General features: G+C 69.8%; 13 protein-coding genes. 9 read left to right on the forward strand and 4 right to left on the reverse strand.

The features are described 5' to 3' along the window. Positions 1-13: 13 nt before the first annotated feature. The 3 genes from rfbA (at position 14) to A8G15_RS15550 (ending at position 2,441) form a co-directional block, all read left to right on the forward strand. A complete protein-coding gene (gene rfbA, locus A8G15_RS15540; protein ID WP_068161147.1) occupies positions 14-889 on the forward strand; it encodes a glucose-1-phosphate thymidylyltransferase RfbA in 876 nt (291 codons plus the stop codon). Beyond that, positions 889-1,470: a dTDP-4-dehydrorhamnose 3,5-epimerase gene (gene rfbC / locus A8G15_RS15545; RefSeq protein WP_068161174.1), complete on the forward strand. Its 582-nt coding sequence runs from the start codon at positions 889-891 to the stop codon at positions 1,468-1,470. The genes rfbA and rfbC overlap by 1 nt, the downstream gene beginning before the upstream one ends. A gap of 95 nt (positions 1,471-1,565) precedes the next feature. Then, entirely contained in the window at positions 1,566-2,441 is an 876-nt protein-coding gene (locus A8G15_RS15550; protein WP_068161149.1) for a DUF559 domain-containing protein, read from the forward strand. Here the strand turns inward: A8G15_RS15550 and A8G15_RS15555 are convergent. Further along, on the reverse strand, positions 2,438-2,983 hold the full coding sequence (locus A8G15_RS15555) for a GtrA family protein (protein ID WP_082899930.1): 546 nt from the start codon (positions 2,981-2,983) through the stop codon (positions 2,438-2,440). The two genes, A8G15_RS15550 and A8G15_RS15555, sit on opposite strands and share 4 nt — an antisense overlap. Here A8G15_RS15555 and A8G15_RS15560 point away from each other — a divergent pair. From A8G15_RS15560 to dprE2, 3 genes are read left to right on the forward strand one after another with little or no spacing between them, the layout of a single operon-like run. After that, on the forward strand, positions 2,982-3,359 hold the full coding sequence (locus A8G15_RS15560; RefSeq protein WP_068161154.1) for a VOC family protein: 378 nt from the start codon (positions 2,982-2,984) through the stop codon (positions 3,357-3,359). The genes A8G15_RS15555 and A8G15_RS15560 overlap by 2 nt on opposite strands. A 50-nt stretch (positions 3,360-3,409) precedes the next feature. After that, a complete protein-coding gene (dprE1, locus tag A8G15_RS15565; RefSeq protein WP_068161180.1) occupies positions 3,410-4,831 on the forward strand; it encodes a decaprenylphosphoryl-beta-D-ribose oxidase in 1,422 nt (473 codons plus the stop codon). Continuing rightward, positions 4,831-5,592 carry a decaprenylphospho-beta-D-erythro-pentofuranosid-2-ulose 2-reductase gene (gene dprE2 / locus A8G15_RS15570; RefSeq protein ID WP_068161158.1) on the forward strand — a complete coding sequence of 254 codons (762 nt, stop codon included), beginning with the start codon at positions 4,831-4,833 and terminating at the stop codon, positions 5,590-5,592. The genes dprE1 and dprE2 overlap by 1 nt, the downstream gene beginning before the upstream one ends. A 57-nt stretch (positions 5,593-5,649) precedes the next feature. On the opposite strand, the gene A8G15_RS15575 is transcribed toward dprE2, so the two are convergent. Beyond that, positions 5,650-5,970 carry a hypothetical protein gene (locus tag A8G15_RS15575; protein ID WP_068161160.1) on the reverse strand — a complete coding sequence of 107 codons (321 nt, stop codon included), beginning with the start codon at positions 5,968-5,970 and terminating at the stop codon, positions 5,650-5,652. 111 nt (positions 5,971-6,081) lie between these two features. On the opposite strand from A8G15_RS15575, the gene A8G15_RS15580 reads away from it, so the two are divergent. Next, the gene (locus tag A8G15_RS15580; protein ID WP_082899931.1) at positions 6,082-8,115 is read left to right on the forward strand and encodes a galactan 5-O-arabinofuranosyltransferase; all 2,034 of its coding nucleotides are present in this window, start codon (positions 6,082-6,084) and stop codon (positions 8,113-8,115) included. Here A8G15_RS15580 and A8G15_RS15585 read toward each other — a convergent pair. Both A8G15_RS15585 and A8G15_RS15590 read right to left on the reverse strand, forming a co-directional pair. Beyond that, positions 8,093-8,512, reverse strand: coding sequence for a DoxX family protein (locus A8G15_RS15585; RefSeq protein ID WP_068161163.1), 420 nt, complete (start codon positions 8,510-8,512; stop codon positions 8,093-8,095). The two genes, A8G15_RS15580 and A8G15_RS15585, sit on opposite strands and share 23 nt — an antisense overlap. Before the next feature lie 175 nt (positions 8,513-8,687). Further along, the gene (locus tag A8G15_RS15590) at positions 8,688-11,531 is read right to left on the reverse strand and encodes an FAD-binding and (Fe-S)-binding domain-containing protein (protein WP_082899932.1); all 2,844 of its coding nucleotides are present in this window, start codon (positions 11,529-11,531) and stop codon (positions 8,688-8,690) included. 114 nt (positions 11,532-11,645) lie between these two features. On the opposite strand from A8G15_RS15590, the gene A8G15_RS15595 reads away from it, so the two are divergent. Both A8G15_RS15595 and A8G15_RS15600 read left to right on the forward strand, forming a co-directional pair. After that, positions 11,646-14,939 carry an arabinosyltransferase domain-containing protein gene (locus A8G15_RS15595; RefSeq protein ID WP_068161166.1) on the forward strand — a complete coding sequence of 1,098 codons (3,294 nt, stop codon included), beginning with the start codon at positions 11,646-11,648 and terminating at the stop codon, positions 14,937-14,939. A gap of 64 nt (positions 14,940-15,003) precedes the next feature. Continuing rightward, on the forward strand, positions 15,004-18,026 hold a 3,023-nt coding region (locus A8G15_RS15600; protein WP_068161168.1), incomplete at its 3' end, for an arabinosyltransferase domain-containing protein.

Here is an 18,026-nt window from a genome sequence, read left to right on the forward strand (position 1 = left end):
GACACTGACCGGCATGCGCGGAATCATCCTGGCGGGCGGTACCGGATCGAGACTGCATCCCCTCACCCTCGCGGTGAGCAAACAGCTGCTGCCGGTCCACGACAAACCGATGATCTACTACCCGCTCTCCACGTTGATGCTCGCCGGCATCCGCGACATCCTCGTCATCACGACCCCGCACGACGCACAGCAGTTCCGGCGGCTGCTCGGCGACGGTTCCCGGTACGGGGTGAACCTGAGCTACGTGGTGCAGGAACGACCCGACGGCATCGCGCAGGCCTTCGTTCTCGGCGCCGACCACCTCGGCGGCGAAACCGCCGCCCTGATCCTCGGCGACAACATCTTCCACGGCCCCCGGCTCGGCACCCAGCTCACCCGCTTCGACGGGATCGACGGCGGTGCCGTGTTCGCGTACCGCGTGTCCAATCCGGTCGCGTACGGCGTCGTCGAATTCGACGGGGACGGTCGCGCACTGTCGCTCGAGGAGAAGCCCGCCGACCCCAAGTCGAACTACGCGGTGCCCGGGCTGTACTTCTACGACAACGACGTCGTCGAGATCGCCAAGGGGCTGCGCCCGTCCGCGCGCGGCGAATACGAGATCACCGACATCAACCTCGCCTACCTGGACGCCGGGAAACTGCAGGTCGAGGTGCTCCCGCGGGGTACGGCCTGGCTCGACACCGGCACCTTCGACTCGCTGCTCGACGCCTCCAACTACGTGCGGACCATCGAGGACCGGCAGGGCCTGAAGATCGGCGCACCCGAGGAGGTCGCGTGGCGGCGCGGCTACATCACCGACGACGAGCTCGCCGCCCTCGCCCACCCGCTGCTCAAATCCGGATACGGCGGCTATCTGCTCGATCTGATCGAACGCGGGAAGGACCTGTGATGCAGTACCGCGAACTGAGCGTGCCCGGCTCGTGGGAGATCACGCCGAAACAGTTCGGCGACGACCGCGGGGTGTTCCTCGAGTGGTTCAAGCACCCCACGTTCACCGAGGCCACCGGACGGTCGCTGGACCTGCAGCAGGCGAACTGCTCGGTGTCGGCGGCCGGGGTGCTGCGCGGAATCCACTTCGCGGACGTGCCGCCCGGGCAGGCCAAGTACGTGACGTGTGTGTCGGGGTCTGTGCTCGACGTGGTCGTCGACCTGCGGGTCGGCTCCCCCACGTTCGGGCGGTGGGATTCGGTGCTGCTCGACACCGTCGACCGGCGTGCGATCTTCCTGTCCGAGGGTCTCGGTCACGGATTCCTCGCCCTCGAGGACAACGCGACCGTCGTCTATCTGTGCTCCACGGGCTACGACCCGGAACGCGAACACGAGGTGCATCCCCTCGACCCGGCGATCGGCATCGAGTGGCCGACGACCGGGCCCGACGGCAGGCCGCTCGAGTACGAGCTGTCGGCGAAGGACCGGGCCGCGCCCACCCTCGCAGAGGCCAGGGACGGCGGCCGGCTCCCGAGGTTCTGACGTTCTGTGTGGATTTTCGTCCGCCACGCGAACACGAATCCACACAGAAGATGCGGGCCCGGAACCGGACCCGGCCGGCTCGCGTCCAACGAGGCATGGACCGGACGGAAATCCACGCGATCATGGCCCGCCAGGACGGGGTCGTCACCCGCGCGCAGGCACTCGAGCACGGGATGAGCCCGTCGACAGTGACGCGGCAGCTCGCCACGGGCGAGTGGACGACGCTCGAACCGGGCGTCTATCTGCGAGCCGATCGGGAACGCACCGAGGCGGTGATGCTGCGTGCCGCCGTCTACGGTGCCGGACCGGACGCCGTGGCCTGGGGTCCGAGCGCCGCGTGGTGGCACGGCATCCTCGAACACCCGCCGGCCCGGCACTACGTCACCGTTCCCAGGCACCGGACCCGTCCGCGCGGTCGGGACATCCGCCTCCGCCGCCGTGACCTGCACTGGAAGGACGTGGTCCTGGTCCGGGGCCTGCATGTGACGGCGCTGCCGCTCACCGTCCTCGAGGCCGCGGTCGAGATACCCGACGGACCGGTTCTCATGGACCGGGCGTTGCAACGGCACACGTCGCTGGAGGTCCTCCAGCGCGTGCATCGCCGGAACTCCCGGCGGCACGGTGCGCGCTCGGCGTCGCTGCTGCTGTGCTCGGCCGGCGCCGGCGGTCATTCGGAGGCCGAACGCATCCTGCACCGACTGCTCCGCGAGGCGGGCCTGACCGGGTGGCGTGCCCACGTGTGGAGCTGCGGCTACGAGATCGACGTGGCGTTCGAGACGCAACGCGTCGCCGTGGAGGTCGACGGGTGGGCGTGGCACCGCGACGCGCATCGTCACCGCCGCGACACGGAACGACAGAACGTACTCGTCAACGCCGGCTGGCACGTGCTGCGATTCACCTGGCACTCCCTGACCCGGGACCCGGACGGCGTGCTGGAACAGATCCGGGCCGCGCTGGGCGTGCGCGGCTAGCGGATCCGGAAGATCACCGCGCGCTGCACCACGAAGTTGATGACCGTCGCCGTGCCCTGCGCGACCACGAACGCGAACGGGACGCGCCACCATTCGTCGGGCAGCGACTCGTTGAGCACCCGATTGATGCCGACCTGCGCGAGGAATGTGACGGCGTACAGCGCGACCACCGCGACGAACCGCGCCCGGCTCGGTTCCGCCTTGAACGTCCAGCGGCGGTTGATGAGGTACGCGGTCGTCGTGCCTGCCACGAACGAGATCGCCTTCGCGAGGTCGCGGGTGACGCCGAACGCCATGAGCAGCACGTACAGGCCGTAGTCGACGACCGCCGACAGTCCGCCGGTGAGCACGAACCGCACGACCTGGGTCTTCAGGTCGAGAGCGTCGTCCGCGGTGTTCTCGGTGACGGGAATCTCGACCGGCAGCGGCGCCCGGTGCTCGGGCTCGGACACGTCGTGGGTTTCGGGCACGACGTCGAGAGTAACGCCCAGGTCGCGCGGGCCTTGACCTCGAGCCGACTCGAGGTTGCAGGATCGGTTCATGGCCGTCGAACTGAACCACACCATCGTCCACGCCACCGACCGGGACGCCTCCGCACGGTTCCTCGCCGACATCCTCGGGCTTGCCGCTCCGAAACCGTTCGGTCCGTTCATGGTCGTGCAGGTCGACAACGACGTTTCCCTGGACTTCATGGGCGGCAGCGGACCCGTCCGGCCCCAGCACTACGCGTTCCTCGTCGGCGACTCCGAGTTCGACGAGATCTTCGGACGCATCCGCGAGCGCGGCCTCGACCACTGGGCCGATCCGGGACATCGACGCCCCGGCGAGATCAACACGAACGACGGCGGCCGGGGCGTGTACTGGTCGGATCCGGACGGTCACAGCCTCGAAATCCTCACGCGACCGTACGGCGGGTGACAAACGGCATCTTGCGGACCTGCCCGTACGCGCGGGTAGCCTCTATGCCGATGTCCACGACTGCAGAGCCGGCGCCTGCGCCGCTCCCCACCCAGACCCGCACCCTGACCGGCTGGGGGCGCACCGCGCCGACCACCGCGGAAGTGCTGTCCACCCCCGACGTCGAGCTGATCGCCTCAGCGGTCGCTCGGGTCGCGGAGCAGAACGAGTCCAAGCCGGCGCACCTGCGTCGCGGCGTCATCGCCCGTGGCCTCGGCCGCTCCTACGGCGACCCCGCGCAGAACGCCGGTGGTCTCGTCGTCGACATGACGGCACTGAACAAGATCCACACCATCGACCGGGACACGCGCCTGGTGACGGTGGACGGCGGCGTCACCCTCGACCAGCTGATGAAGGCCGCGCTGCCGTTCGGTCTGTGGGTTCCGGTGCTGCCGGGCACCCGGCAGGTCACGATCGGCGGTGCCATCGGCTCCGACATCCACGGTAAGAACCATCACAGCGCCGGCAGCTTCGGCAACCACGTGCGCTCGATGGACCTGCTCACCGCCGACGGGCAGGTCCGGACGATCACCCCCGGCGGTCGCAACGCGAAGCTGTTCTGGGCGACCGTCGGCGGCATGGGCCTGACCGGCATCATCCTGCGCGCGACCATCGAGATGACGCCGACCGAGACGGCGTACTTCATCGCCGACAGTGTGCGGACCGAGTCGCTCGACGAAACGATCGCTCTGCACAGCGACGGTTCCGAGGACAACTACGACTACTCCAGCGCGTGGTTCGACGCGATCTCCGCGCCGCCGAAGCTCGGTCGCGCAGCCGTGTCGCGAGGCAGCCTCGCCAAGCTCGACCAGCTGCCGAAGAAGCTGCAGAAGGACCCGCTGCGCTTCTCCGGCTCGACGCTGCTGACGTTCCCCGACATCTTCCCCAACGGTCTGGCGAACAAGTTCGACTTCACGATCGTCGGCGAGCTGTACTACCGGAAGACGAAGAACGCGACGGGTCAGGTCCAGAATCTGACGGCGTTCTACCACCCGCTCGACCTGTTCGGTGAATGGAACCGCGCCTACGGTTCGAAGGGGTTCCTGCAGTACCAGTTCGTGGTGCCGCCGGAGGCCGTCGACGAATTCCGCAAGATCATCCACGACATCCAGGCATCGGGGCACGTCTCGTTCCTCAACGTGTTCAAGGTGTTCGGTGAGGGCAACAAGGCGCCGCTCAGCTTCCCGATGAAGGGCTGGAACATCTGCGTCGACTTCCCGATCAAGGTTGGCCTCAACGAGTTCGTCACCGAACTCGACAAGCGCGTCCTCGAATTCGGCGGTCGCCTCTACACGGCGAAGGATTCGCGCACCACCGCCGAGACGTTCCACGCGATGTACCCGCGGATCGGTGAGTGGCTCAAGGTCCGCCGCTCCGTCGACCCCACCAACGTCTTCGCCTCCGATATGTCCAGAAGGTTGGAACTGCACTGATGATCAATGCCGTCGGTAACCCCCAGACCCTGCTGCTGCTCGGTGGCACCTCCGAGATCGGCCTGGCCATCGTCGAGGAGTACCTGCGCAAGGCACCGGCCCGCGTGATCCTCGCGGCGCTGCCGAACGATCCGCTGCGCGAGGCCGCGGTCGCGCAGGTGCGGGCCGCGGGCGCCACGAAGGTCGACCTCGTCGACTTCGACGCCCTCGACACCGAGAACCACCCCAAGGTCATCGACGAGGCGTGGCAGGGTGGCGACGTCGACATCGCCATCGTCGCGTTCGCGCTCGACGGCGACGCCGAGGAACTGTGGCAGAACCAGCGCAAGGCCGTGCTCGTCGCGAACGTCAACTACACCGCGGCCGTGTCGGTCGGTGTGCTGGTCGGCGAGAAGATGAAGGCGCAGGGCTTCGGCCGGATCATCGCGATGTCGTCGGTCGCCGGTGAGCGCGTCAAGCGCGCCAACTTCGTCTACGGCTCCACGAAGGCCGGCCTCGACGGTTTCTACCTCGGTCTCGGCGAGGCGCTTGCGCCGTTCGGCCCGAAGGTGACCGTCGTGCGACCGGGCATGGTGCGCACCAAGTTCAGCGCGCACGTCAAGGAAGCACCGCTGACCGTGAACAAGGAGGACGTGGCTGCGCTCGCCGTCGCCGCGTCCGACAAGGGCAAGGAAATCGTGTGGGCGCCCGGCCCGTTCCGCTTCGTGATGATCGCGTTGCGGCACATCCCGCGGGCGATCTTCCGCAAGCTGCCGGTCTAGGGTCCCGCATCCGCCGCTGCCCCGCCGGGTTCCCGATCCGGCGGGGCAGCCGCGTCGCTACTGCAGGTAGCCGACTCCGGTCGAGAAGCCGTCGTTCGGCCCATAACACGCGTGGTTGACGTAGCCCTCGTTGGTGAACACGCCGTTCACGTCGCCGCTTTCCCCGGCTTCGTTCGACGCGTAGCCGGCGCCGGGCTGACCGACGACGACACACTGATACGGCTCGACGTCTTCGTCGTCGGACAACTGTCCGTCGATCGGCCCTCCGGGATCGCCCGGCAGGATCACCGGGTCCGCCGCGGCCTGTGCGGCCCCGACCACGAGAAGCGGTGCTGCCATCAGGGCAGCGAACAACGCGCGAACCGACGTTCGTGTCATGAGTGTTCAGCCTTCCGTTCGACTTCACCCGGCATTTCCGGGTGACCCCCGACGCGATGGCGACCCTGCTCCTGTCGGTGGCACCTGCGGCCACCGTCGCTTCCGTCAAGCATGCGGGGCGCAGGGGTGGAAGTGCCAGTGTCTGCACTACTCGAATCCGGGTTGCCGCGCCGTGGCCGGCATCGCGCACCCCCCTATGCTCGGGTGGTGCTCACCGCCTCCGAAGTAGCCCCCGCACGCCGCGTCCTCTCGACGCTCGTGCAGTTCGTGTGCGCTGCGGTCGTCGCCGCAGCGGTCGCGGGTGTCGGACTGTTCGCGTTCGCGCGGGTGCAGTGGCCGGCGTTCAATTCGTCGAACGTGACACAGGCGATCACGACGGTGCTGCAGGTCGCGGCGCTGGCGGTGCTCGCGGTGTCGGTGTGGATGCTGCGCCGGCACCGATGGCCGCTGGCGGCTCGGGTGTTGTCGTGGGCGGGCCTGTCCGCTCTGGTGACGGTGACGCTGGGCATGCCGTTGGCTGCGACGAAGCTGTATCTGCACGGCATCTCCGTCGACCAGGAGTTCCGCACCGAGTACCTGACGCGGTTCACGGATTCGGCTGCACTGCACGACATGACGTACACGGACCTGCCCCCGTTCTATCCGGCGGGCTGGTTCTGGGTGGGTGGGCGCGTCGCGAACGTGCTCGGCATGGACGGCTGGGAGGCGTTCAAGCCGTACGCGATCGCGTCGCTCGCGGTCGCGGCGGCGATCGCCGCGGTGCTGTGGTCGGAACTGGTGCGGTCGGATCTGGCCGTGCTGGTCACGACCGCGACGACCGCGATCGTGCTCGCGTACGGCTCCCCCGAGCCGTACGGCGCGGTCATCGCGCTGCTGCTGCCCGCCGCACTGGTACTGGCGTGGGGCGCCTTCGCTCCCGTGCGCGTTTCCGGTAGCGACCGCTACCGGAAACGCGCACGGCAGGGGTGGGGGGCGGTGGTCGGCACCGGGTTGTTCCTCGGCCTGGCCGCAACCTTCTACACCCTCTACCTGGGGCTGGCCGCGTTCGCGGTGGTGGTGATGGCGGTCGTCGCGGGCGCGCTCGCGTGGCGCGCCGCCGGAACGTGGCGTGCGACGATTCCCGTCCTGATCCGGCTGGCCGTCATCGCTGCGATCTCGGTGCTGGTGGCGCTGATCGTCTGGCTGCCGTTCGCGCTCGATGTGCTCGGTGGCGCGTCGCTCGCCGGGTCCGGCACCGCCACCCACTACCTTCCCGACGCCGGGGCACGTCTGCCGCTGCCGATGTTCCACGCCTCGCTCATCGGACTGCTCTGCCTGCTCGGCACCGTGTGGCTCGTCGGCCGGGCATCGTCGTCGCGGCGGGCGCAGGCGCTCGGGCTCGGTGTCGTCGCCGTGTACCTGTGGTGTCTGGCATCGATGGCGGTGACCGCGATCGGCACGACACTCCTGGCGTTCCGGCTCGAAGTGATCCTGCTGGTGTTGCTCGGCGCCGCAGGCACATTCGCGTTCGTCGATTTCACCCGCTGGATCGTGCTGACCACGAGCGAGAACCGTCGTGTCCGGTGGTCCCTCGTCACCGTCGGAGCCCTCGGCGCTCTCGCGTTCACCCAGAACATCCCGCAGGTCCTCACCGGCGAGATCACCCTCGCCTACACCGACACCGACGGCAACGGCGAACGCGCCGACCAGCGGCCGCCGGGCGCGGCGTCGTACTTCGCTGAGGTGGACGAGACGATCACCTCGCAACTCGGCCGCGACCGCGACGACATCGTGGTCCTCACCGCCGACACCACCTTCCTCGCGTACTACCCGTACTACGGATTCCAGGCTCTCACTTCGCATTACGCGAACCCGCTGGCGGATTTCCCGGCGCGGGCCGCAGCCATCGCGGAATGGTCGGAACTCGGCACTCCCGACGAACTGCTCGCCGCGTGGGACGCCGCACCGTGGCGCGCACCCGACGCGGTGGTGTTCCGGCAGAACGCCGAAGGGTACACGCTCCGGCTTGCCGAAGACGTGTACCCGAACGACCCGAACGTGCGCCGCTACACGGTCACATTCCCGAAGGCACTGTTCGACGATCCGCGATTCATCGTGACCGAGGTCGGTCCGTTCGTCGTGGTCACCCGCGCCGAAGCGGCATGATCCGCCGGACCTCGAGGTCGCGCAGCCACAGGCCGCCCCACACAAAGATGCCGGTGTAGATCGGGAACAGTGTGGTGCTCACGACGGGCTGTTCGGTGAGCAGGTTCGTCGCGACCGCCCCGCCGAGGTAGCCGGTGAGCAGCACGGCGCCGAGGATCGACGTCGCCGGGACCACGTACGCGATCAGGCACACGAGCAGCACGACACCGAACACGCGGTTGAGGCCGGGATCGAAACCGAGATCGGCCATGGCTTCCTGCACTTGGGACGTGTTCAGCAGATGGATCACGGAGTCGAAGAGCAGGAACAGCACGACAAGGCCGCTGACGATCAGCCCGGCGGTACGGGCGCCCTTCGACGGGGCGGTCGTGGTGGTGGACACGGTGGTTGTGGTCATGACGGTCTCCCCAGAGTCGCAGCAGTGGTGTCGGGGATACAGACCGGGTCGCATACGGAAACTCATCGTTCCCGCGCTCTCGTCCCCGGCGGGGGCCGATCTGCCCGACGCCGCCGGCGACCTCCGCCCCGGGTGATGGGAACCTTCGGCCGGATGGACCGAATACTGGTTCCCATCACCCGGAGGGCGGGGGGATGCGGGAGGCGAGGAGTTCGGCGAGGTGGACACCGCGGCGATCGGTGAGGTCGGCGATCTGGGTGCGGCACGAGTAGCCGTCGGCGAGGACGATGTGATCCTCCGCCGCCGCTTCGACCGCCGGCAGCAGCTGATGTCCGGCGACCGCGACGGACACTTCGTAGTGACCGCGTTCGACGCCGAAATTCCCTGCGAGGCCGCAGCATCCACCGAGCCTGGTGACGTCGGCACCGGCGTGCCGCAGCAGGTCCGCGTCGGTTCCCCAGCCCATGACGGCGTGGTGGTGGCAGTGCGGCTGTGCGACGACGGTGGTGCCGGACAGCGACGGCAGCGGGCGGTCGGCGAGCAGTTCGGCGAGCGTCACTGTCGACTGCGCGACGACCTGCGCCGGCTGCGACCCGAGCAGTTCGACGGCGTCGGACCGCAGCACCGCGGTACACGACGGCTCGAGCCCGACGATCGGCGTTCCGGTCCGGAAAAGTTCGGATACGGTGCGGCCCAGGATCTTTCGTGCAGCGTCGAGTTGTCCGGTGGTGATCCAGGTGAGACCGCAGCACTGCCGCCGGTCGGTGACACGCACCCGGAACCCGGCCGCCTCGAGAACCTGCACGGCGGCGACCCCGACCTCCGGTGTGAAGAAGTCGGTGAAGGTGTCGACGAACAACAGCACCGGGTCGCCGTTCCGGGACCGCCCGGCCGCCGTGTCCGCGAACCAACGGCGGAAGGTGCGCGGAGCGAAGCGCGGGATGTGGCGCCGCCGGTCCAGTCCCGCGATCGTGAGTCCCGCCGCGGCGACGCCCGGTATCCGGGTGACGGCGTCGACCACACGCGGTGCCCGGCTCGCCCATGCCGCCCAGCGCGGCAACCGGCCCAGCGTGTAGTGCCCGGCCGGACGTGGACGGTGCCGGTAACGGTGGTACAGCACTTCGGATTTCCACGTCGCCATGTCGACACCGGTGGGACAGTCGGACGCGCAACCCTTGCAGGACAGGCACAGGTCGAGCGCTTCGTGCACCTCGCGGGACCGCCACGAATCGGTGACCAGACCGCCGTTGAGCATCTCCTGCAGGACCCGCGCGCGCCCCCGGGTGGAGTCCTTCTCCTCGCGCGTCGCCAGATAGGACGGGCACATCACGCCACCCGTGGCGGTGATGTCGGCGCGGCACTTGCCGACACCGGTGCAGCGGTGCACCGCACGGGTGAAGTCACCGTCGTCGTCCTCGTACCGGAACGCCAGGTTCTTCCGGACGATCTGGGCGGCCGGCACTCTCAGATCCCGGTCGACGGGCGCCGGGTCGACGAGGACCCCGGGCCCGAGGATGTTGTCGGGATCGAACACCGCCTTCACGGCACCGAACAACCGCAGCGCCGCCGGCGAGTACATCAGCGGCAGCAGTTCGCTGCGGGCACGGCCGTCGCCGTGCTCCCCCGACATCGAGCCCCCGTAGGACGCGACGAGTTCACCTGCCGCGAACAGGAATTCACGAAGCAGCCCGGGAACCTCGAGCGGGATGTCGAGCCGGATGTGCAGGCAGCCGTCGGCGAAGTGCCCGTACGGGTACCCGGTGATCCCGTAACCCTCGAGCAGCACTTCGAATTCGCGCAGATAGGCTCCGACCCGCTGCGGCGGGACCGCGGCATCCTCCCAGCCGGCGTGCGCGGGGAGCCCGGCCGGACTCCGCCCGGACAGTCCCGCGCCGTCCTCCCTGATCCGCCACAGTGCCGCCGCCCGCTGCGTGTCCTCCACGATCAGCGAATCGACAGCCCCCGCAGCCCGTTCCAGCGACGCAGCGCGCTCGCGAACCTCACCGGCCTCGTCGCCGGACAGTTCGACGAACAGCCACGCCGCACCACGCGGCAGCGGCGGCACCGCCCCGGGACCGCGCCGGGCACGCACCACGTCGACGATCCGCGAGTCGAGCCCCTCGCACGCGGTCGGGCCGAACGCGAGCAGAGTGTGCGCGGCGTCGCCGGCGGTCGCGATGTCCGGGTAGCCGAGCGCGACCAGTATCCGCACCGGCGGGTCGGCGACCAGTTGCACGGTCGCTTCGGTGATCACACCGAGCGTGCCCTCGCTGCCGACGAACATGCGGCGCACGTCGAAGCCGTTCTCCGGCGCCAGGTGTTCGAGGGCGTAACCGGACGCCTGCCGCCCGAACCGGCCGAACTCGGTGCGGATCGTCGCGAGATGAGCGCCCGCGACCGTCCGCAACTGCTCGAGCAGCGACCCCGGCCCCGGCAGCGACAGAACGTCCCCGGTCCCGGCGATCACGTCGAGCCCGACCACGTTGTCGACGGTGCGCCCGTAGCCGAGGGTGCGGGCGCCGCACGCGTTGTTGCCGATCATCCCGCCGATGGTGCAGCGGTTGTGGGTCGACGGGTCGGGCCCGAACCGCAATCCGTGCGGGGTCGCCGCGCGCTGCAACCGGGCCTGCACGACGCCCGGCTGCACCCGCGCCGTGCGCGTGGCCGGGTCGACCTCGAGCACCCGGTTCAGGTGCCGGGAGAAGTCCATCACCACTCCGGGGCCGACGGCGTTGCCCGCGACGGATGTGCCGCCGCCGCGCGCGGTCAGCGGCACACCCTGGTCGCGGCACACCGCGAGGACGGCGGCGACCTCGTCGGTGGCCCGTGGCCGCACGACCGCGAGCGGGGGAACCCGGTAGAGGGAGGCGTCGGACGAGTACAGGGCCCGGGTGGTCGTGTCGCCCTTCACGTCGCTCACCCCGGCGGCCCGCAGTGCCGCGACCACACCTCCGGCGTGCAGTGCCGCGACCACACCTCCGGAGCGCACTGCGTCGACGGGTTCGGTCGCGCGGGCCATACCCGACGATGCTAGTCCCGCGACCGGCCGCCGAAGCCCGGACCGCGAAGCCGAAACGGCCGGGCCGGACGGGGTCGGCACCGTCGGCCGTGTACTCGCCTAGCATCGAGCCTTGTGCCCGCCGATTCCCGTTCGCCCGAAACGACCGCTTCTGCCGCTGTGACCGTGCGGACGGCACGCCTGGTCGCGATCGTCACCGGGTTGCTGGGGTTCGTCCTCGCCCTGTCGTTGCCGTTTCTGCCGGTGAAGCAGGAATCGGCGAGTGTGAGCTGGCCGCAGAACGACAGTCTCGTCAATCTCGAGGTTCCCCTCGTCACGTATTCACCGCTCGAACTGCGCGTGAGCGTCCCGTGTTCGGCGGTCGAACTGCTCGGCGACGACGGCGGGGTTCTCGTCTCGACCGTCCCGCCGGACGCGCCCGACGCCACCGAGAATGCGCTGCTGATCCGGTCGGTGCCCGGCCGGGACGGCGCACCGGACACCATCGAGGCGGTCCTGCGGAATTCGGTGCTGGTGTCGGCGCCGGTGGATCGGCCGTGCACGGCGGTGACCGTCGCGTCCAACGCGGAGCGGACGGCAGCCGAGATCGTCGGTCCCGAAGAGAACCAGCCCGTCACCACGGTCGAGGGCGATGTGCGCCCCCAGATGGTCGGGATCTTCTCCGACCTTCAGGGCGCCCCCCGGGACCTGACGACCGGGCCGGATGCGGAGCGGCTGTCGGTGCGCGCCGAACTCGATTCGCGGTTCACCTCCACTCCGACCACCGTGAAGCTCGTCGCGATGATCGCGTGCGTCCTGTCGACGCTGCTCTCCCTCGTGGCGTTGCACCGTCTCGACGGCGTGGATCGCCGTGGTGCCCGCCGGGTGCTTCCCGCCCGGTGGTGGCGGGTCACGCTCGCCGACGTCACGGTCGTCGGCACCCTGCTGGTGTGGCACGTGATCGGGGCGAACACCTCCGACGACGGCTACATCCTCAACATGGCCCGGGTGTCCGGGAACGCCGGCTACATGGCCAACTACTACCGCTGGTTCGGGGTGCCGGAAGCCCCGTTCGGCTGGTTCTACGACGTGCTCGTGCTGATGACGAAGGTGTCGACGGCGAGCATGTGGATGCGGCTGCCGGCGCTGATCGCGGCGATCGCCTGCTGGATGGTCATCAGCCGCGAGGTCATCCCGCGTCTCGGCGTCGCGGTGCGGCGGAACCGGATCGCGCTGTGGACGGCCGGGCTGGTGTTCCTCGCGTTCTGGCTGCCCTACGACAACGGTCTGCGCCCCGAACCGATCATCGCGCTCGGTGCCCTGCTGACCTGGTGCTCGATCGAGCGGGCCATCGCGACGGGCCGCATGCTGCCCGCCGCGATCGCGGTGCTGATCGCCGCGTTCTCCCTGGCCGCCGGCCCGACCGGGCTCATCGCGGTCGCGGCACTGATCGCCGGTGCCCGCCCGCTCGTGAAGGTGCTCGTGGCGCGGCGGCGGCTGGTGGGGTGGTTCGCGCCGCTCGCTCCGATCCTCGCGTCCGGGACGGTGGTGATGGTCGCGGTGTTCGCCGACCAGACCCTCGCTTCGGTGCTCGAGGCGACCCGGGTGCGGTCCGCGGTCGGCCCGAACGTGCCGTGGTTCGACGAGCGGTTGCGCTGGGACGCGCTGCTCACCGTGTCACCGGACGGATCGCTGGCCCGCCGCTTCGGCGTGTTCGTGATGCTGTTGTGCCTGGTCGTGTGCGTGATGCTGATCCTGCGCAAGGGCCGCATCCCGGGTACCGCGATCGGTCCGTCGCGCCGGATCCTCGGCATCGTGTTCGCGTCGCTGCTGCTGATGATGGCCACGCCCACCAAGTGGACCCACCACTTCGGGGTGTACGCGGGCCTGGCCGGGTCGGTGGCGGCGCTCGCCGCGGTCGGTGTCGGCGCTGCCGGGATCCGCTCGCCCCGCAACCGTGCCCTGTTCACGGCCGGGGTGCTGTTCGTGCTGGCGATGGCATTCACCGGTTCGAACGGCTGGTGGTACGTCTCGAGCTACGGCATCCCGTGGTGGGACAAGCCGCCGTCGATCTCCGGCCACGCGTTCTCCACGGCGCTGCTCGCGCTGACCGGTGTCGCGCTCGTGTTCGCCGCCTGGTTCCACCTGCGCGAACCGTTCACCACCCCGAAGCCGGACCGCGACGGCCGGATCCGGGCCCTGGCGTCCGCACCGTTGACCGTGGTCGCGGCGTGCGTCGTGCTGTTCGAGGTGCTGTCGCTGCTCAAGGGCGCGGTCGCGCAGGGGCCGGCCTACTCGATCGCCCGGTCCAACCTCGCGTCGCTGGCCGGGAACTGCGGTCTCGCCGACGACGTGCTCGTCGAATCCGACCCGAACGCGACGGCGCTGGTTCCGCTCGACGGGTCCGTCGCGGACGCGCTCGGCGCGGGCCGGGACGAAGGGTTCACCCCGAACGGGGTGGCCCTCGACCTGACCGCCGACGCGGAAACCACCACGAGCGGTGGCGCCAACACCATCGACCCCGACGAAGGCGGCACCACGACCTCGACCGGCGCCGGCACCGGCGGCGGACGCGGTGAGGCCGGTGTCAACGGCAGCACGGTGGCACTTCCGTTCGGGCTGGACCCGGCGACCACCCCGGTCCTCGGCAGCTACCGCGCCGGCGCGCAACAGAGCGCGGAACTCGAATCCGGCTGGTACGCGCTGCCCGAACGCACCGACGCGACGCCGCTGCTCGTCGTCACCGCGGCCGGCCGCGTGAAGTACGTCGACCCGGACGGGGTGATCAGCCCCGGCCAGGACGTGCGGCTCGAATTCGGCCGGACCGGCGGCGGTGCCGGACAGGGCGGTGTCGAACCGATCGCGGAGGTCGCGCCCATCGACATCGGGCCGGCCCCGTCGTGGCGGAACCTGCGGGTACCGCGCGAACAGATCCCTGCCGACGCGGACGCGGTTCGCCTGGTCGTCACCGACGGCGATCTCGCGCCCGACCAGTGGGTCGCGGTGACGCCCCCGCGGATGCCGCAGCTGGAGACGCTGAACACGGTGGTCGGCGATCAGGCGCCGGTGCTGCTGGACTGGTCGGTGGGGCTGGCGTTCCCCTGCCAGCGTCCGTTCGACCACCGCTACGGGGTCGCCGAGGTCCCCGACTTCCGGATCCTGCCGGACCGGGTCGGCGCGGACGCCACCAACGGCTGGCAGGACCACATCGGGGGAGGTCCGCTCGGCTGGATCCCGCTGCTGCTGAACGCGCAGACGATGCCCACCTATCTGAACCACGACTGGGATCGCGACTGGGGCTCGCTGGAGCGGTACACCCCGATCGATCCGACCGCGACGACCGCCGACATCCAGGTCGCCGAGGTCACCCGTTCCGGGCTGTGGTCGCCCGGTCCGATTCGCGACGGTGTTCCGAAATTGATCGAGTGACCCAGGCTACGCACGGGTAAGGGGGCGTGTCGTCACAGGTCACATGCAGATAACATCGACAATCGTGCCCGACGACGTGACGACGACCACCGCTCCTCCTGCCGCCCAGCGGCCACCGGTCGCGACCGACCTGCGCGCGCAGTTCCGCACTGCGCGCCTCGTCGCCGTCGTCGCAGGTCTACTGGGTGTGCTGCTCGCCGTGGCCACCCCGTTCCTGCCGGTGCGTGTCACCGAAGCGACCGTGACGTGGCCGCAGAACGGCTCGACCGGAGCGGTCACCTCTCCGCTGATGTCGCAGGTCCCGCTGCGACTCTCCGCGACCGTGCCGTGCTCCGCCGTCGCGGAACTGCCCGCCGGTGGCGGCATGCTGCTCTCGACCGCGCCCGCCGACGGGGAGAGCGCCGCGCTCAACGCGATGTTCGTGCGGGTCGGCGACGAGAACGTCGACGTCCTGGACCGCAACGTCGTGGTCGCGACCGCCCCGCGCAGCGAGGTCGAGTCCGGCGCCTGCAGCGAGATCACCATCTCGTCCGACGTCGACCGCACCACCGCCGAGTTCGTCGGTCTCAGCGACGAGAACGGCAACCCCCGCGCCGGTGAACTGAGCGGCGACCTGCGGCCACTCGTCGTCGGTGTGTTCAGCGACCTGCGCACCGACGTGCCGGGGCTGAACGTGTCCATCGACGTCGACTCGCGGTTCTCGTCGTCGCCGACGGTCGTGAAACTGCTCGCGATGATCCTGGCGGTGCTGTTCACGGCGCTGGCCCTGGGCGCGCTCGCCAAGCTCGACGGCACGGACGGCCGCGGGCACCGCCGGTTCCTGCCCGCCCGGTGGTGGAAGTTCACCGGCGTCGACATCGTGGTCGTCGCGACGCTGATCGGCTGGCATTTCTTCGGTGCGAACACCTCCGACGACGGCTACCTGCTGACGATGGCGCGGGTGTCCGAGCACTCCGGCTACATGGCCAACTACTTCCGCTGGTTCGGTGTCCCCGAAGCCCCGTTCGGCTGGTACTACGACGTGCTGGCGGTGTTCGCGAAGATCTCCACCGCCAGCCCGTGGATGCGCCTGCCCGCCCTGATCGCCGCGATCCTGTGCTGGATGGTCATCAGCCGCGAGGTCGTGCCGCGTCTCGGCCGTGCGGTGCGCACCAACCGGATCGCGCTGTGGACCGGCGGCCTGGTGTTCCTCGCGTTCTGGCTGCCCTACAACAACGGCCTGCGGCCCGAGCCGATCGTCGCGCTCGGCGCCCTGCTGACCTGGTGCTCCATCGAGCGGGCCATCGCCACCGGCAGGCTGCTGCCCGCCGCGACGGCAGTGCTGATCGGCGCGTTCACGCTCGCCGCCGCCCCCACCGGCCTGATGTGTGTGGCCGCGCTGCTCGCCGGCATCCGGCCCATGACGCGGATCGTCGTGCGTCGGCACCGTCAGGTCGGCACCCTGCCGCTGCTGGCGCCGATCGCCGCGGCCGGCACCCTGGTGCTCGTCGTCGTGTTCTCCGACCAGACCCTCGCGTCGGTCCTCGAGGCCACCCGCGTGCGCACCATCATCGGCCCCAACGAGGAGTGGTGGAACGACTTCCTCCGCTACTACTACCTGATGGTGCAGACCGTCGACGGGTCGCTGTCGCGCCGCTTCGCGTTCCTCGTGATGCTGTTGTGCCTGTTCACGTGCCTGCTGGTGCTGCTGCGCCGCCGCCGCATCCCGGGTGTCGCGGTGAGCCCGTCGTGGCGGCTCCTCGGCATCGTCTTCGGGACGATCTTCTTCATGATGTTCAACCCCACGAAGTGGACCCACCACTTCGGGGCGTACGCGGGCATCGCCGGGTCGCTCGGCGCCCTGACCGCGGTGGTGGTGTCCGCGAGTGCGCTGCGGTCGCGGCGCAACCGCACGATCTTCCTGGCCGGTCTGCTGTTCGTGCTGGCCGTGTCGTTCGCCGGCATCAACGGCTGGTGGTACGTGTCGAGCTACGGCATTCCGTGGTTCGACAAGACGGTCTCGCTCAACGGCAACCAGTCCAGCTCGCTGTTCCTGGTGCTGTTCGCGCTGTCCCTCGCGCTCGTCGCGTGGCAGTACCTGCGCGAAGGCTACGCACCACCACCGGAGAAGCCGTCGTCGCCGAAGGGCAGGCGCATCCGGGCGTTCGCCGCGGCACCGCTGACCGTCGTCGCCGGTGCGATGGTGCTGTTCGAGGTGCTGTCCCTGGTCAAGGGTGCGGTGTCGCAGTATCCGGCGTACTCGCTGGCGCGATCCAACATCGGCGCGCTCGCCGGGCAGACGTGCGGGCTCGCGAACGACGTGCTCGTCGAGGTCGATCCGAACGAGGGCAGGCTCGAACCGATCATCGACCCGGCCGTCCCGCCGCAGAACGGTGATGCGCTGGCCGGTGGCGCACCGCGTGGCTTCAGCCCCGACGGGGTGCCCTCCGATCTGACCGCCGACTATGTCGAGGTCAAGCCGGGGCAGGGCAACACCGACAGCCAGAGCATCGGTCCGCGGTTCGAGACCGGCGCGGGCGGTGGCACCACCGGCGGTTCCGGTGCCGTCACCGTCAACGGCAGCACCGCGAAGCTGCCGTTCGGCCTGGATCCCGCCGTGACGCCGATCCTCGGCAGCTACCAGACGGGCGTCCAGGAACCGGCGAAGCTCACGTCGAGCTGGTACCGGCTGCCCGAACGCAGCGACGACGCACCGCTCATCGTGATCTCCGCGGCCGGACGCATCTGGTCGGTCGACGACACCGGCGCCACCACGTACGGGCAGTCGCTGCTCGTGGAGTACGGCACCCGGCAGCCGGACGGAACGGTCGAGGTCCAGGGCACCTACCTGCCGCGCGACATCGGTCCGGCACCGACGTGGCGGAACCTGCGGGTGCCGCTGGCGGATCTGCCGGAGAACACGGACGTGGTGCGGATCGTCGCGAACGACCCGAACCTGACCGGTGACCAGTGGCTGGCGTTCACCCCGCCGCGTGTGCCGACCCTCGAGACCCTGAACTCGGTCGTCGGCTCCGAGCAGCCGGTGTTGCTGGACTGGGCCGTGGGCCTGCAGTTCCCGTGCCAGCGTCCGTTCGACCACCGCTACGG

Origin of the sequence: Rhodococcus phenolicus (genome assembly GCF_001646785.1) — a bacterium.
Taxonomy (GTDB): domain Bacteria; phylum Actinomycetota; class Actinomycetes; order Mycobacteriales; family Mycobacteriaceae; genus Rhodococcus; species Rhodococcus phenolicus.

Bases quoted from the DNA above. Each gene is read 5' to 3' on its own strand.
- A8G15_RS15590 (WP_082899932.1), bottom strand. From the start codon at position 11,531: ATGGCCCGCGCGACCGAACCCGTCGACGCAGTGCGCTCCGGAGGTGTG.
- A8G15_RS15575 (WP_068161160.1), bottom strand. From the start codon at position 5,970: ATGACACGAACGTCGGTTCGCGCGTTGTTCGCTGCCCTGATGGCAGCA.
- A8G15_RS15555 (WP_082899930.1), bottom strand. From the start codon at position 2,983: ATGAACCGATCCTGCAACCTCGAGTCGGCTCGAGGTCAAGGCCCGCGC.
- A8G15_RS15560 (WP_068161154.1), top strand. From the start codon at position 2,982: ATGGCCGTCGAACTGAACCACACCATCGTCCACGCCACCGACCGGGAC.
- A8G15_RS15585 (WP_068161163.1), bottom strand. From the start codon at position 8,512: ATGACCACAACCACCGTGTCCACCACCACGACCGCCCCGTCGAAGGGC.
- rfbC (WP_068161174.1), top strand. From the start codon at position 889: ATGCAGTACCGCGAACTGAGCGTGCCCGGCTCGTGGGAGATCACGCCG.
- dprE1 (WP_068161180.1), top strand. From the start codon at position 3,410: ATGTCCACGACTGCAGAGCCGGCGCCTGCGCCGCTCCCCACCCAGACC.
- A8G15_RS15580 (WP_082899931.1), top strand. From the start codon at position 6,082: ATGCGGGGCGCAGGGGTGGAAGTGCCAGTGTCTGCACTACTCGAATCC.
- rfbA (WP_068161147.1), top strand. From the start codon at position 14: ATGCGCGGAATCATCCTGGCGGGCGGTACCGGATCGAGACTGCATCCC.
- A8G15_RS15550 (WP_068161149.1), top strand. From the start codon at position 1,566: ATGGACCGGACGGAAATCCACGCGATCATGGCCCGCCAGGACGGGGTC.
- dprE2 (WP_068161158.1), top strand. From the start codon at position 4,831: ATGATCAATGCCGTCGGTAACCCCCAGACCCTGCTGCTGCTCGGTGGC.